The sequence below is a fragment of the Sphingobium indicum BiD32 genome (assembly GCF_000382885.1).
Classification (GTDB): domain Bacteria; phylum Pseudomonadota; class Alphaproteobacteria; order Sphingomonadales; family Sphingomonadaceae; genus Sphingobium; species Sphingobium japonicum_C.
In genome coordinates this window covers 13,532-27,013 of record NZ_CAVK010000250.1, presented here as the reverse complement: position 1 = coordinate 27,013, position 13,482 = coordinate 13,532, and the positions used below count along the sequence as shown (strand labels likewise).

At 63.3% G+C, this 13,482-nt stretch carries 14 protein-coding genes and 1 tRNA gene; 4 read left to right on the top strand and 11 right to left on the bottom strand.

What is annotated here, in order from left to right:
* Nucleotides 1–13 precede the first annotated feature (13 nt).
* From rplQ to rpsM, 4 genes are all read right to left on the bottom strand, one after another.
* Nucleotides 14–439 (bottom strand): 50S ribosomal protein L17, encoded by a 426-nt coding sequence (rplQ, locus tag EBBID32_RS21950; RefSeq protein WP_006967378.1) that lies wholly within the window; start codon nt 437–439, stop codon nt 14–16.
* A 206-nt stretch (nt 440–645) separates the two neighbouring features.
* Nucleotides 646–1,710 carry a DNA-directed RNA polymerase subunit alpha gene (locus EBBID32_RS21945; RefSeq protein ID WP_006967377.1) on the bottom strand — a complete coding sequence of 355 codons (1,065 nt, stop codon included), beginning with the start codon at nt 1,708–1,710 and terminating at the stop codon, nt 646–648.
* A gap of 119 nt (nt 1,711–1,829) precedes the next feature.
* Nucleotides 1,830–2,219 carry a 30S ribosomal protein S11 gene (gene rpsK, locus EBBID32_RS21940; RefSeq protein WP_004208752.1) on the bottom strand — a complete coding sequence of 130 codons (390 nt, stop codon included), beginning with the start codon at nt 2,217–2,219 and terminating at the stop codon, nt 1,830–1,832.
* 73 nt (nt 2,220–2,292) lie between these two features.
* Nucleotides 2,293–2,661, bottom strand: a complete 369-nt coding sequence (rpsM, locus tag EBBID32_RS21935) for a 30S ribosomal protein S13 (protein ID WP_006967373.1) — start codon at nt 2,659–2,661, stop codon at nt 2,293–2,295.
* A gap of 289 nt (nt 2,662–2,950) precedes the next feature.
* Here rpsM and EBBID32_RS21930 point away from each other — a divergent pair, with 289 nt between their 5' ends.
* The 3 genes from EBBID32_RS21930 (at nt 2,951) to arsC (ending at nt 4,745) form a co-directional block, all read left to right on the top strand.
* Nucleotides 2,951–3,502: a hypothetical protein gene (locus tag EBBID32_RS21930; RefSeq protein ID WP_006967372.1), complete on the top strand. Its 552-nt coding sequence runs from the start codon at nt 2,951–2,953 to the stop codon at nt 3,500–3,502.
* Between the two features lie 468 nt (nt 3,503–3,970).
* A complete protein-coding gene (locus tag EBBID32_RS21925) occupies nt 3,971–4,303 on the top strand; it encodes an ArsR/SmtB family transcription factor (protein ID WP_006967369.1) in 333 nt (110 codons plus the stop codon).
* A 10-nt stretch (nt 4,304–4,313) separates the two neighbouring features.
* On the top strand, nt 4,314–4,745 hold the full coding sequence (gene arsC / locus EBBID32_RS21920) for an arsenate reductase (glutaredoxin) (protein WP_037492446.1): 432 nt from the start codon (nt 4,314–4,316) through the stop codon (nt 4,743–4,745).
* Between the two features lie 3 nt (nt 4,746–4,748).
* On the opposite strand, the gene EBBID32_RS21915 is transcribed toward arsC, so the two are convergent.
* The 4 genes from EBBID32_RS21915 to EBBID32_RS21900 all read right to left on the bottom strand — a co-directional run bounded on the left by EBBID32_RS21915 (nt 4,749) and on the right by EBBID32_RS21900 (nt 6,243).
* Nucleotides 4,749–5,012 carry a 3TM-type holin gene (locus EBBID32_RS21915; RefSeq protein ID WP_006967367.1) on the bottom strand — a complete coding sequence of 88 codons (264 nt, stop codon included), beginning with the start codon at nt 5,010–5,012 and terminating at the stop codon, nt 4,749–4,751.
* 87 nt (nt 5,013–5,099) lie between these two features.
* Nucleotides 5,100–5,639 (bottom strand): glycoside hydrolase family 108 protein, encoded by a 540-nt coding sequence (locus EBBID32_RS21910; RefSeq protein ID WP_006967366.1) that lies wholly within the window; start codon nt 5,637–5,639, stop codon nt 5,100–5,102.
* Nucleotides 5,640–5,753: 114 nt separating this feature from the next.
* A complete protein-coding gene (locus EBBID32_RS21905) occupies nt 5,754–5,993 on the bottom strand; it encodes a hypothetical protein (protein ID WP_006967364.1) in 240 nt (79 codons plus the stop codon).
* Between the two features lie 163 nt (nt 5,994–6,156).
* Nucleotides 6,157–6,243, bottom strand: a tRNA-Leu gene (locus EBBID32_RS21900).
* 193 nt (nt 6,244–6,436) lie between these two features.
* Between EBBID32_RS21900 and EBBID32_RS21895 the strand changes: the two genes are divergently transcribed.
* Nucleotides 6,437–6,910: a hypothetical protein gene (locus EBBID32_RS21895; protein WP_231382284.1), complete on the top strand. Its 474-nt coding sequence runs from the start codon at nt 6,437–6,439 to the stop codon at nt 6,908–6,910.
* Nucleotides 6,911–6,914: 4 nt separating this feature from the next.
* On the opposite strand, the gene gltB is transcribed toward EBBID32_RS21895, so the two are convergent.
* The 3 genes from gltB to EBBID32_RS21880 are packed head-to-tail and all read right to left on the bottom strand — an operon-like array spanning nt 6,915 to nt 13,421.
* Entirely contained in the window at nt 6,915–11,435 is a 4,521-nt protein-coding gene (gene gltB, locus EBBID32_RS21890; protein ID WP_006967360.1) for a glutamate synthase large subunit, read from the bottom strand.
* Nucleotides 11,436–11,439: 4 nt separating this feature from the next.
* Nucleotides 11,440–11,916 carry a DUF2059 domain-containing protein gene (locus tag EBBID32_RS21885; RefSeq protein WP_037492445.1) on the bottom strand — a complete coding sequence of 159 codons (477 nt, stop codon included), beginning with the start codon at nt 11,914–11,916 and terminating at the stop codon, nt 11,440–11,442.
* 56 nt (nt 11,917–11,972) lie between these two features.
* Nucleotides 11,973–13,421: an NAD(P)-dependent oxidoreductase gene (locus tag EBBID32_RS21880; RefSeq protein ID WP_006967357.1), complete on the bottom strand. Its 1,449-nt coding sequence runs from the start codon at nt 13,419–13,421 to the stop codon at nt 11,973–11,975.
* Nucleotides 13,422–13,482: the final 61 nt, after the last annotated feature.

Here is a 13,482-nt window from a genome sequence, read left to right as displayed (position 1 = left end):
AGGACCGCACCAATCAGGCAGCTTCGTATTCATCCTCGTCGGCGCTCTGCACCGGGCCGCTGTCCTGACCCTTGGCGCTGACGTCGCGGTCGACCAGTTCGATGATCGCGATCGGTGCGGCGTCCGATGCGCGGATACCGGCCTTGATCACGCGGGTATAGCCGCCGTTGCGATCCTTGTAGCGCTCGGCCAGGACTTCAAACAGCTTGGCCAGCTGCGCATCGTCCTTCAGCCGGGCGTCGGCCAGGCGACGGTTGGACAGGCCACCCTTCTTAGCCAGCGTGATCAGCTTTTCGACATAGGGACGCAGTTCCTTCGCCTTGGGCGTGGTGGTCAGGATCTGCTCATGCTTGATCAGCGAGGCGGCGAGGTTGCGCAGCAGGGCGACGCGATGGCCGGTGGCGCGCTGAAGACGACGTTGACCCATTCTATGACGCATATTTCATTCCTTCGTTCGTTAAGGGCCCGTTTCAGGTAGCCCAGACCAGGCGGTGATATAGGGCCACCGCCGACACCCATTCTGTCTCCCGGCAACCGTCACGGGAGTAAATCCCGTGACGTCAGTCGGCGCTATGCGCCGCTGGCCGGTCGTGCGCGTTCGCGTTGCGAACCGCCGCGCTGCTGCGCTGCGCGGCTCGCTCCGACTTACCCCAGCAGCTCTTGTTCGAGCTTCTTGGCCATTTCCTCGATATTCTCAGGCGGCCAGCCGGGGATGTCCATGCCCAGGCGCAGACCCATGGACGACAGCACTTCCTTGATTTCGTTCAGCGACTTGCGGCCGAAATTGGGGGTGCGCAGCATCTCGGCTTCGGTCTTTTGGACCAGATCGCCGATATAGATGATGTTGTCGTTCTTGAGGCAGTTGGCGCTGCGGACCGACAGTTCCAGCTCGTCCACCTTCTTGAGGAGGTAGCGATTGATCTGGTTGGTGTCGCTTTCGCCTTCCGATGCCGATGCGACCGCATGGCCGCCCTGCGACGGCGCGGCGGTGGGCAGCGCGTCCTCGAAATGGACGAACAGCTGGAGCTGGTCCTGCAGGATGCGCGCGGCAAATGCGACCGCGTCTTCCGGCGTGACGGTGCCGTCGGTTTCGACGGTCAGCGACAGCTTGTCATAGTCCAGTTCCTGGCCGACGCGGGTATTGTCCACCTTATAGGCAACCTGACGCACCGGCGAGTAGAGCGCGTCGATCGGAATGAGGCCGATGGGCGCGTCTGCCGGACGGTTGGCGACGGCGGGGACATAGCCCTTGCCGACGTCAGCGGTCAGTTCCATGTTCAGCGTTGCGCCCTGATCGAGGTGACAGATCACCAGGTCCGGGTTCATCACTTCGATGTCGCCAACAACGCTGATGTCGCCAGCCTTGACCACAGCCGGGCCGGTGGCCGACAGCTGGAGCCGCTTGGGACCATCGCCTTCCATCCGCAGCGCGACCTGCTTGATGTTGAGGACGATGTCGGTGACATCTTCACGCACGCCGGCGAGCGACGAGAATTCATGCAGGACGTTCTCGATCTTGATCGAGGTGACCGCCGCGCCCTGAAGCGAGGAAAGAAGAACCCGGCGTAGCGCGTTGCCAAGCGTCAGGCCGAAGCCGCGCTCTAGTGGCTCGGCAACGAAGGTCGCCTTGCGCTTGCCGTCGCTGGTTGGCTTGATTTCCAGCGCGTTGGGCTTCTTCAATTCCTGCCAGTTCTTCATGTTGACAGTCATGTAATTCCCCTGGGGATGTGGCCGAAACGCTTATGATCCTGGACCCGACAGGACGTTGCGGCCGATGCAGACGGGTAACGGGCGGCGCGTCCGCCGCCCGCCATATCGCTCAGCCGTGTTTAGACGCGGCGGCGCTTGGACGGACGCACACCGTTATGCGGGATCGGCGTCACGTCGCGGATGGAGGTGATGTGGAAACCCACGGCCTGAAGGGCGCGCAGGGCCGATTCACGACCCGAACCCGGACCCTTGACTTCGACTTCCAGGGTGCGGACGCCATGTTCGGCGGCTTTGCGACCGGCATCTTCCGCACACACCTGAGCGGCGTAGGGGGTCGATTTGCGGCTGCCCTTGAAGCCCATCATGCCGGCCGAGGACCAGGAAATCGCGTTGCCCTGGGCGTCGGTGATGGTCACCATGGTGTTGTTGAAGCTGGCGTTGACATGTGCCACGCCCGCCGAGATGTTCTTGCGCTCACGGCGCTTAATGCGCTGGGGTTCGCGTGCCATTTTGCTCTATCCTACTCGAAATACTGAAAAAAGAAGTCGGGAGAGCGAAGCTGTTAGCCCCGCCCTCTGGCGCTTACTTCTTCTTACCGGCGATCGCCTTGGCCTTGCCCTTGCGGGTACGGGCATTGGTGTGCGTGCGCTGGCCACGAACCGGCAGCCCCTTGCGATGACGCAGGCCGCGATAGCAGGCCAGATCCATCAGGCGCTTGATGTTCATCGCGGTGTTGCGGCGAAGATCACCCTCGACGGTCAGGTCGGCGTCGATCGTTTCACGTATCTGGAGCACTTCGGCGTCCGACAGGTCCTGCACACGACGGCTGTGGTCGATGCCCAGCTTCGTGGCGATGTCGACGGCGGTCTTGCGGCCGATGCCGTGAATGTAGGTGAGCGCGATGATTACGCGCTTGTTGGTCGGGATGTTAACACCCGCAATACGTGCCATGGTCAATAAATCTCCTGCTCCACGGGGCGATTGGCGTCACCCCATCTCAAAGCGTCAGGGCTGCGCGGTCCTTGGCGTGGATGCGCAACCGATGTATACCCCCGGACGCAAAAAAGACGGCCAGTGCGCGAAGCACTGCCGCTCACCAGCGTGTCGGGATGTCCGCGCCCTAGCGATTCGGGCGCGCGGTGTCAATATCGGCAGCGCCGCATCGCGACCTTAGCCCGCCATGCCTTCTACTCACCCTTTTCCGGTTGAGCCGCCCGCCATGCTTGGGCATGGAGGCAGGATGCGCCTTATCCAGCCCCTTGCCTTCGCCGCGCCTTTCCTCATCCTGCTTGGCTCCTGCGTCGGACCTGCACCACGCCAGGCCGGTCCAGCGCCGACCCCTGCGCCCCGACCGACGCCAACCCCGGCGCCCGCGCAGTCCGCCAGCCCCGCCGCACCGCTGGCCAGCGAATGGCAGGATCGCCCCGCTGCGCCGGGCGACTGGCGCTGGCAATCCGACGCGGCCATGTCGGTTGCCCGGTTCGGTCCGACTGCCGCCGACACGAAACTGACGATACGCTGCGACCGGGCCGTGCGACGGATCAGCATCATCCGTACCGGCGCGGGCCAAGGTGCCATGACGCTGCGGACCAGCTATGGCGCGACCAGCTGGCCTGCGACCGCCGCTGCGTCCGTACCGCAGACCGTCGCGATCCGCGCTGCTGCCGACACGGCGCTGGATCAGATCGCCTATAGCCGGGGCAAATTCGCGGTCGAGGCGGCCGGATTGGAGCCGCTGATCGTTCCAGCCTGGCCAGAAATTGCGCGGGTGATCGAGGATTGTCGCGGATAGCGACGCGGATCCGACTTGCGGACGCGAAAGTATGATTCAAAAAAAGAATAATACAAGTCTTGATCATGCCGCGCGTCTGATTCACATTCCATCCCGTGGCCGCACGATGACGCAGTCGAAGTCGGTCATAACGGGCTTCAACATAGCGAAAGGAGGTGATCCGATGTCTCATGGTTCAGCAATGGGGTCGGTCAAGTCCATTCGGGGAACGCGCCGCTGAGCGACGCATCACCGTCGATCTTCCTCCACATCGCGAGATAAAGCGCGCCGACATACAGGCCGTCTCCATGTGGAGAAGATAGCGCGACCTTCGTTTCCCCTGGGCGGCACTTCCGGCCGCTGACCATGCACATGATGGGCCGTCGGGCTTCGACCCGGCGGCCCCTCTCATTTGCGTTTTTTTTCCTCCATCATGCCTGATTTCGCATATCCGCTTGCTTCACCCAATATATCCATTAATCTGGATATATGGAAAATGAGCCTGCCATCGCCGCTTTGGCCGCCCTTGCCCAATCCACGCGGCTCGACAGTTTTCGGCTGCTCGTGCGCCATGAACCCGACGGCCTGCCCGCTGGCGAGATTGCCCGGCTGGTAGGGGTGCCGCAAAATACCATGTCCTCCCATCTGGCCATCCTGTCCCGCGCGGGCCTCGTGCAGTCGGAGCGGCATAGCCGGTCGGTCCATTATCGAGCAGACCTTGACGTGCTGGGCGCGCTGACCTTGTTCCTGCTCAAGGATTGCTGTGGCGGCAACGCAGATGTCTGCGCCCCGCTGATCGCCGAACTCACCCCCTGTTGCTGACGCAAAGGACATATCCTTCGCCACCGACATCATCATCTATCACAACCCCGCCTGCGGCACGTCGCGCAACACGCTGGCGATCATCCGCCATGCCGGGATCGAGCCGCATGTCGTGGAATATCTCCAGACGCCTCCGTCACGGGCGTTGCTGGAACATCTCATAGCCCGCGCCGGCATCACGCCCCGCGCCCTGTTGCGGCAGAAGGGGACGCCCTTTGGCGAACTGGGCCTGGCCGACGAGAGCCTTTCCGACGCGGCGCTGATCGACGCGATGATGGCGCACCCGATCCTGATCAACCGCCCGCTGGTGGTCTCGCCCAAGGGGGTGCGGCTGTGCCGTCCATCCGAAGCGGTACTGGACCTGCTGCCCCATCCGCTGCCTACCCCCTTCGTCAAGGAAGATGGCGATGTAGTGGGGGCGGCCTGCGGCGTGACGACGTAAGCGCTACCGTTCAGCCCCCTTCGCCTTGCCCCAGGCGCGCGCGGCGGTGTAGCCCAGATAGCCGGTGCCAAACAGCGCATAGAGCGGTTCGGGCAGGGCGTTGAGATAGTCACGCATCCCTGCCGTAATCGCCGCCGCAATGTCGGGCCGCCAGCCCGCGATCAGCCCCATCGGCAGCGACCAGAGCAGCAGCGCATAGATGACGTAGAGAAAGGCAGGCCGGGCGCGGGTGGCCCAGGGATCGGTGGCTGTGGTGTCGGTTGTCATGGGGTGTATATCCTGACTGAAAGGGCAATTTCGGGCGAAGTTCACACTGTTCCCGGGGTGGAGAATTCTGCACGAATTCACCGCCGTCTAACCGATCCGGTTGGCCAGCCAGCCGTAGAGGAACGTTTCATTGGCCGGACGGTTTTCGGCCAGCGCGATATAGCGTTCGCCCTGCATCGCCTCGATCGCCTTCAAGAGTACCGCCTCACCCGCCTTGCCCCGCAACGCCCGGAAGGCGCGCAACGCCGAGAGCGTCCGCGCGCCGATCGCCCGATCGAGCGTCAGGTCAGAATAATCGCGCTGGTTGCGGTTAAGCGCATTGAGCGCGCGCTGGAGAAAGCCGGTCGCGGTGGCGACGCCCATGTTGACGCCGGTGTCGAACAGTTCAGCCGCAATGGAAGGCGCGATTTCTGCGACAAAGGCATAGCCCGGCTGATCCCAGTAAAGCCGCCGGTAGATCGCCACCGCCGTGGCGCGCGGCAGCGCCCGCATATCCCCGACATAGCCATAGTCCCGCGCCACCGCGCGGGTTATCCCCCAGTTGGTTGCCCCGCCGCGATCGGCAGGATGGTCGCTATAGCCCCCTTCGCGGGCGATGACTTCGTCGATGAGCGTATGGATATCCATGCTGCGCCTCCCTGGGTGGAACGAGGCGAATCATTTATCCCATATGGTTTGTTGTAGGACAGGGAAATATCCGGCTGTTACGGCGCAGGCTGCTCATCCTTAAAGTCGGATCGATCAGCCTTCCGCGCGCAGGCGTTCAACCAGTTGCGCGATTTCATCCGGCTCCAGCAGCCAGGTGCGCGTCCGGCGGCCCTCCCGATGGACTGGCTGGGTCAGCAGCACCCGCGCCTGCGCCTTGGCTTCGGCCTTGAAAATCGCGAAATGCTGCGCGCACTGGCGAATCGTGCCGATCAGCGGCGCTTTGCCGTCCAGGTCGATCATGGTGGCTGGCTGGTCCCAATCTATGGGGGACATGGCGGCATCCTTTCATCGTCAGGCGGGGCAATCCCGCGCACCTGCGCCAGATAGGCGGTCGGACCACGATCCCGCAAGCCCTTGCACCCGCGCGCGACGATCCCGACCCTTGCGGGGACGGGGGCTGATTAATTTTGACTGATCCTGCGTGTCAGCAGGTGAATGGTGCGGCCAAGAAGACTCGAACTTCCACGGGCTTTCGCCCACAACGACCTCAACGTTGCGCGTCTACCAATTCCGCCATGGCCGCACATTCAAAGGGAAACCGGCAGGACCGGCATCTGGTAGGCGCTGGCCATTAGCAAAGGCTTTTATCCCATGCAACAACCGATCTGCATCTGCGTTATGATTGATCAGTGGGCTGGATGCGGTGCGCCGAAGGGCTGGCAGCGACGCGCGAGAGGATGGAAGGCAGGACCATGCATCATTGGATGCTATCGGGCATGACACTGGCCGCCGCGACGGTCATGGGGCTGGGCCTTGGTGCCTATGTCACCAGCCCGCAATCCTCCGCCCTGCCCGGCGATGGGGGCGCCGTCTATGCGGAGACCGGTGACAACGACGCGTCGGATTATGCCTTCAATCCGGCCGATCACGGTCCCAGCGAAATCCGCTGTACCGGTTGTGGTCCCAGCCTGGCCGAACGGCGCAGTGCTTTGGATATGGCGGGGCTGGACGTCGACGGCATGATCGATGGCATGAGCGATCCGGTGGTGCGCGACTATCTGGCGCAAGAGGCGGAGGCGGACACGGCCGTCCCCGCACCACCGCCGCCATCGCCGGTCCATCAATTGCCCCAGCCGATTGCACGCTTCGCCGCCGGAGAAGCCGCTACGCCTCCCCCGGTTCTGCAACCCACCCAGGTGGAGCGCTTCCCTGCTGCCGTCGCGACGGCAGCAGGCGGCTCCCTCCCCTAAGCGCTCATTCGGCGGCGACGACCTCCGCCTGTGCATCGCTCAATGGATGGGCCAAGCGGGTGAGCATCTCCTTGGGGCAGACCTGCCAGATATAGCGCCGCCAGCGGTCCCAATCCTCCAGGATCGTACCGGACCATTTGCTGTCGGTCGCCTTGGCATGCTGCGCGATCAGATCCTTGACCTGCGCCTCCCAATGCTCGCTTTCCAGCCGCTGCCAGACGATCCCTTCGGGGTTGGCGCGCGACGGGAAGCTGCCATCCTCGTCAAGGATGAAGGCCATGCCGCCGGTCATGCCCGCGCCGAAATTCGCGCCGGTCTTGCCCAGGATGACCGCCGTGCCGCCGGTCATATATTCGCAGCCATTGGCACCACAGCCCTCGACCACCACCTGCGCGCCCGAATTGCGGACGGCAAAACGTTCGCCAGCCTGCCCCGCCGCGAACAGCTTACCGCTGGTCGCGCCATAGAGGACGGTGTTGCCGATGATCGTATTGTCCTTGGATGACAGGGGGCTGGAGACGGTGGTACGCACCGTGATGATGCCGCCCGACAAGCCTTTACCAACATAGTCGTTGGCGTCGCCGAAAATTTCCAGCGTGATACCCTTGCACAGGAAAGCGCCCAGCGACTGGCCCGCAGACCCGCGCAGCCGCACGGTCAGATGCCCGTCGGCCAGGGTGGACATGCCGAACTTGTCGGTCACCGCCGACGACAGGCGCGTACCGACCGCGCGGTGCGTGTTGCGCACCGTATAGGTCAGTTGCATTTTCTCGCCCCGCTCGAACACCGCCTTCGCGTCGCGCATCATCTGCGCGTCCAGGCTGTCGGGCACGTCGTTGCGCCATTGCTTCAGGCTGAAGCGGCGCTGGTCGTCGGGAGCATCCACCTTGGCCAGGATCGGGTTGAGATCGAGGTCGTCGAGATGTTCCGCGCCGCGATTGACCTGCTTGAGCAGCTCGGTCCGTCCGATCACCTCGTCCAGGCTGCGGAAGCCCAGCCGTGCCAGCACTTCGCGCACTTCCTCGGCGATGAAGGTCATCAGATTGATGACCTTTTCCGGCGTGCCGGTGAATTTGGCGCGCAGCTTTTCATCCTGCACGCACACGCCCACGGGGCAGGTGTTGCTGTGGCACTGGCGCACCATGATGCAGCCCATGGCGACGAGCGACAATGTGCCGATGCCATATTCCTCCGCGCCCAGTATCGCGGCGATCACGATGTCGCGCCCGGTTTTCAGACCGCCATCGGTGCGCAGCTTCACCCGATGCCGCAGCCCGTTGAGGGTCAGCACCTGATTGGCTTCCGACAGGCCCATTTCCCAAGGGGTGCCAGCATATTTGATCGACGTCTGGGGCGACGCCCCGGTGCCGCCGACATGGCCAGCGATCAGGATGACGTCGGCATGGGCCTTCGCCACGCCCGCCGCCACCGTGCCGATCCCGGCCTGGCTCACCAGCTTGACGCAGACACGCGCGCGCGGGTTGATCTGCTTGCAGTCATAGATGAGCTGCGCCAGATCCTCGATCGAATAGATGTCGTGATGGGGCGGCGGCGAAATCAGCGTCACGCCGGGCGTTGAATGGCGCAGCCTGGCGATGAACTCGGTCACCTTGAAACCGGGGAGCTGCCCGCCTTCGCCGGGCTTGGCACCCTGGGCGACCTTGATCTCGATCTCCTCGGCCGATGCCAGATATTCGGCATGGACGCCGAAACGACCCGACGCGATCTGCTTGATCACGCTGTTGGCATTGTCGCCATTTTCATAGGGCTTGAAACGCGCGGCATCCTCGCCGCCTTCGCCCGACACTGCCTTCGCCCCGATCCGGTTCATGGCGATCGCCAGCGTTTCATGCGCTTCGGGGCTGAGCGCCCCCAGCGACATGCCCGGCGTCACGAAGCGTTTGCGGATCTCGGTGGTGGCTTCCACCTCGTCGATCGGCACGGCTTCGCGGGCGAAGTTGAACTCCATCAGGTCGCGCAGATAGACCGGCGGCAAATCGCGCACGCCGCGCGAAAATTGCAGATAGGTGGAGTAGCTGTCGGTCGCCACCGCCGTCTGCAACAGGTGCATCAGCTGCGCCGAATAGGCGTGCGCCTCCCCGCCGTTACGCTGGCGATAGAAGCCGCCGATCGGCAGCCGCACGACCGATGCGTCATAGGCCTGCTGATGGCGCAGGATCGCGCTGTAATGGAGCGAGGCATAGCCTTCGCCCGAAATCTTCGCCGGCATACCGGGGAACAGATCATTGACCAGCGCGCGGGACAGGCCGACCGCCTCGAAATTATATCCGCCGCGATAGCTGCTGATGACCGCAATGCCCATTTTGGACATGATCTTGAGCAGGCCTTCGTTGATCGCAACGCGATAGCGCTCGAAACAGGCCTCCAGATCGAGCGATCCGAACAGGCCGCGCGTATGGCGATCAGCGATGCTCGCTTCGGCCAGATAGGCGTTCACCGTGGTTGCGCCCACGCCGATCAGCACCGCGAAATAATGGGTGTCGAGCGCTTCGGCACAGCGCACATTGATCGACGCATAGGAACGCAGCCCCTTGCGCACCAGATGGGTATGCACCGCGGCAGCAGCCAGTACGCCGGCAATCGCGGCGCGTGCCTCGCTGACGCCTTCATCGGTCAGGAAAATTTCGGTCCGCCCCTCGCGCACCGCCTGTTCGGCTTCCTCGCGGATGCGGGATATGGCCGCGCGCAGCTGTTCCTGCCCGCCGGTCGCGGGGAAGGTGCAGTCGATTTCCGCCACGGCCGGGCCGAAATGCGCCTTCAGCCGCGCCCATTCGGCACTGGTCAGCACCGGCGATTCCAGCACCAGCACATGGCTGTTCTGCGCATCCTGCTCCAATATATTATGCAGGTTGGAAAAGCGGGTTTTCAGGCTCATCACGTGCCGTTCGCGCAACGGGTCGATCGGCGGGTTGGTGACCTGGCTGAAATTCTGGCGGAAGAAATGGCTGATCGTGCGCGGCTTGTCGGAAATGACCGCCAGCGGCGTGTCATCACCCATGGAGCCGATCGCTTCCTTGGCGTCCTCGACCATCGGCGCCAGAATCAGTTCCAGATCCTCCAGCGTCAGATTGGCCGCCACCTGCCGCCGCGTCAGTTCCGCCTTGTCCCAGCCGGGCAGGGCGGTCGGCGCATCGGTCAGGTCGCCGATCGCCATGAAATCCTTGATCAGCTCGCCATAGGGGCGTTCACCGGCAATCCGGTCCTTGATCGCGGCGTCATCATAGATTTCGCCTTCCTGCAGATCGATCGCGATCATCTGGCCCGGACCCATGCGGCCCTTCCGCACGATCGTCGTTTCGGGAACCACGACCATGCCGGTTTCCGACCCGACGATCAGCAGATTGTCGCCGGTCAGCGTGTAGCGCAGCGGGCGCAGCGCATTGCGATCCACCCCGGCCACGACCCAGCGCCCGTCGGTCATCGCCAGCGCGGCGGGGCCGTCCCACGGCTCCATGACGGAGGCGAGATAGTCGTACATGTCGCGATGCGCCTTGGGCAATTCGCCGCTGTCGGCCTGCCACGCTTCGGGCACCAGCATCAGCTTGGCGGTGGGCGCGTCGCGCCCCGACCGGCAGATCGCCTCGAACACGGCATCCAGTGCAGCGGTATCGGACGCGCCCGCCGGGATCACCGGCTTGATATCTTCCGACTGCTCGCCAAAGGCGAGGCTGGCCATCTTGATCTCGTGGCTCTTCATCCAGTTCTTGTTGCCGCGGATCGTGTTGATCTCGCCATTATGGGCCAGCGTGCGGAACGGCTGGGCCAGCCACCATTGCGGGAAAGTGTTGGTCGAATAGCGCTGGTGGAAGATCGCTACCCGGCTCTCGAACCGCTCATCCTGCAGGTCGGGATAGAAAACCGACAGCGATTCGGCCAGGAACAGCCCCTTGTAGATGATCGAGCGGCACGACAGCGAACAGACGTAAAAATCATTGATCTGCGCCGCGATCACCTGCTTTTCGATCCGGCGGCGGATCAGATAGAGATCCTTCTCAAACTCGGCCTGATCGCGAATTTCGGGCATTGGCCCGGCGATCATGATCTGTTCGATTTCGGGGCGGGTGCGCTGCGCTTTCTCGCCGATGACCGACACGTCCACCGGCACCTGCCGCCAGCCATAGATGGTATAGCCCGCGTCGATGATCTCGCTCTCGACGATGGTGCGGCAGGTTTCCTGGGCGCTGAGGTCCGTGCGCGGCAGGAAGATCATGCCAACGGCAAGGCGGTTGGGCAACGGCTTGTGGCCGGAGTCCGCAATCGCATCGTCAAAGAAGCGCACCGGCAGATCGACATGGATCCCTGCGCCATCGCCGGTCTTGCCATCGGCGTCCACCGCGCCACGGTGCCACACCGCCTTGAGCGCGTCGATCGCGGAGGCCACCACGCGGCGCGACGGGCGGCCATCGGTGGCGGCGACAAGGCCCACGCCACAGGCGTCGCCTTCAAATTCAGGGCGGTACATGCCGACTTCGGCAATGCGGGCGCGTTCAGCTTCGTTTGTCATGGCGTCAAACCCCTTTGGGGACTGTCATTTGCGCGGCGCGCATACGGTCGAAAATCTTTGGCAGTGCGTCGGCGGCCGCTTTCTGGCCGATGACTCCGCCGCGCTGCATTTGTTGCATGGTGATGGCGGGCATTTTGTCGACGAACACTTTGCCGGTGGGTGAAGTGTAGAAAGTGAGCATGTCGGTCAGTTCGCCCAATGTGAAGCTTTCCGCATAAACATCTCGTGCGCTGTCGACCAAATCTTGCTTACGACCGACGAACGCGCTGTTCATTTCTTCGGTTATGATCTGGCGAAGCTGCTGCTCCTTGCCGCCATTGTCTTTGATGACCAGCGGCATAATGATCCCAACGATTGAGGGAATGACTGCCTCGAACTGTCGATCTAATTGCATCGCTGAGGTCAATCGGGATGCCATGGCGGTGCGTGCAGCGCTATCGTCGTCAGCCTTCGCGGTTTGGGCAATACTTGGCACGACCATAGCAGGCACGCTCATTGCCGCGATTAGCGCTGACGCTGTGAGAAGTGGTATCCGTCTCACGCCGCAACCCTCTCGCCCGCCACCTTGGCCTTCGCCTTCAAATAACGGTGCATATGCTCGGTCACGTCGCGCCCGTCGCGGATCGCCCACACCACCAGCGATGCACCGCGCACGATGTCGCCTGCTGCGAACACGCCGTCCACGCTGGTCATCATCGTCTTGTGATCGACGCGCAGCGTGCCCCAGCGGGTGACCGACAGGTCGTCCGCGCCGAACAGCTTGGGCAGTTCTTCGGGGTCATAGCCCAGCGCCTTGATGACCAGATCGGCCTCCAGCGTATGTTCGCTGCCCGGATCGGGTTCGGGCGCGCGGCGGCCCGATGCGTCGGGCGCGCCCAGCCGCATCTTCGTGACCTTCACGCCTGTGACATGCTCGGTGCCTTCAAAGGCGATCGGGGCGGTCAGCCAGACGAATTCGACGCCTTCTTCCTCGGCATTGGCGACTTCGCGCTGCGATCCAGGCATATTTTCCCGGTCGCGGCGGTAGAGGCACTTCACCGACTTCGCCCCTTGGCGGATCGCGGTGCGGACGCAGTCCATCGCGGTATCGCCGCCGCCGATGACGACGACATTCTTGCCCGTCGCCAGCAGCGTGCCGTCGGCATGTTCGGGCACATCATCGCCAAAGCCCGCCTTGTTGGAGGCGGTGAGATAGTCGAGCGCCTTGACCACGCCCGGCGCGCCGACGCCCGGTGCACGAATGTCGCGCGGCTTGTACACGCCGGTGGCGATCAGGATCGCGTCATGCTTGTCGCGCAGCGCTTCCAGCGTCGCGTCGCGGCCGACCTCGAAATTTTCGTGAAAGACGATGCCGCCATCCTTCAATCGCTGGACCCGGCGCATGACAATGTCCTTCTCCAGCTTGAAGCCGGGGATGCCATAGGTCAGCAGTCCGCCCGCGCGATCGTGCCGGTCATAGACATGCACTTCGTGGCCCGCGGCGCGCAGATATTCCGCCGTCGTCAGCCCCGCCGGTCCCGCGCCGATCACGCCGATGGACTGACCGGTCGACTTGCCCGCGACCAACGGTTCGACCCAGCCTTCTTTCCAGGCGGTGTCGGTGATGAACTTTTCGACGCTGCCGATGGTCACGGCACCATGGCCGGAAAATTCGATGACGCAATTACCCTCGCACAGCCGATCCTGCGGGCAGATGCGGCCGCAGATTTCGGGCATGGTGCTGGTCAGATTCGACAGCTCATAGGCTTCGCGCAGGCGGCCTTCGGCGGTCAGGCGCAGCCAGTCGGGAATATGATTGTGCAGCGGACAGTGAGTTGAACAATAAGGCACACCACATTGCGAGCAGCGCGACGCCTGCTCCTCCGCCTTGTCCAGGATGAAGCTGCGGCTGATTTCCAGAAAATCGTCGGCGCGGGCATCGGCATCGCGCTTGTCGGGATAGGCTTGTCCCTTGCCTACGAATTTCAGCATCGGATTGTCGGCCATGATACGCCCCTGACTCAAGTTGCAGAGGCGCGCATAGCATAAAGACCCACGGAGTCACGCG

Excerpts from the sequence above, each read along its gene's own strand:
- rplQ (WP_006967378.1), bottom strand. The coding sequence starts at position 439 with ATGCGTCATAGAATGGGTCAACGTCGTCTTCAGCGCGCCACCGGCCAT.
- EBBID32_RS21945 (WP_006967377.1), bottom strand. The coding sequence starts at position 1,710 with ATGACTGTCAACATGAAGAACTGGCAGGAATTGAAGAAGCCCAACGCG.
- rpsK (WP_004208752.1), bottom strand. The coding sequence starts at position 2,219 with ATGGCACGCGAACCCCAGCGCATTAAGCGCCGTGAGCGCAAGAACATC.
- rpsM (WP_006967373.1), bottom strand. The coding sequence starts at position 2,661 with ATGGCACGTATTGCGGGTGTTAACATCCCGACCAACAAGCGCGTAATC.
- EBBID32_RS21930 (WP_006967372.1), top strand. The coding sequence starts at position 2,951 with ATGCGCCTTATCCAGCCCCTTGCCTTCGCCGCGCCTTTCCTCATCCTG.
- EBBID32_RS21925 (WP_006967369.1), top strand. The coding sequence starts at position 3,971 with ATGGAAAATGAGCCTGCCATCGCCGCTTTGGCCGCCCTTGCCCAATCC.
- EBBID32_RS21915 (WP_006967367.1), bottom strand. The coding sequence starts at position 5,012 with ATGACAACCGACACCACAGCCACCGATCCCTGGGCCACCCGCGCCCGG.
- EBBID32_RS21910 (WP_006967366.1), bottom strand. The coding sequence starts at position 5,639 with ATGGATATCCATACGCTCATCGACGAAGTCATCGCCCGCGAAGGGGGC.
- EBBID32_RS21905 (WP_006967364.1), bottom strand. The coding sequence starts at position 5,993 with ATGTCCCCCATAGATTGGGACCAGCCAGCCACCATGATCGACCTGGAC.
- EBBID32_RS21895 (WP_231382284.1), top strand. The coding sequence starts at position 6,437 with ATGACACTGGCCGCCGCGACGGTCATGGGGCTGGGCCTTGGTGCCTAT.
- gltB (WP_006967360.1), bottom strand. The coding sequence starts at position 11,435 with ATGACAAACGAAGCTGAACGCGCCCGCATTGCCGAAGTCGGCATGTAC.
- EBBID32_RS21885 (WP_037492445.1), bottom strand. The coding sequence starts at position 11,916 with ATGGTCGTGCCAAGTATTGCCCAAACCGCGAAGGCTGACGACGATAGC.
- EBBID32_RS21880 (WP_006967357.1), bottom strand. The coding sequence starts at position 13,421 with ATGGCCGACAATCCGATGCTGAAATTCGTAGGCAAGGGACAAGCCTAT.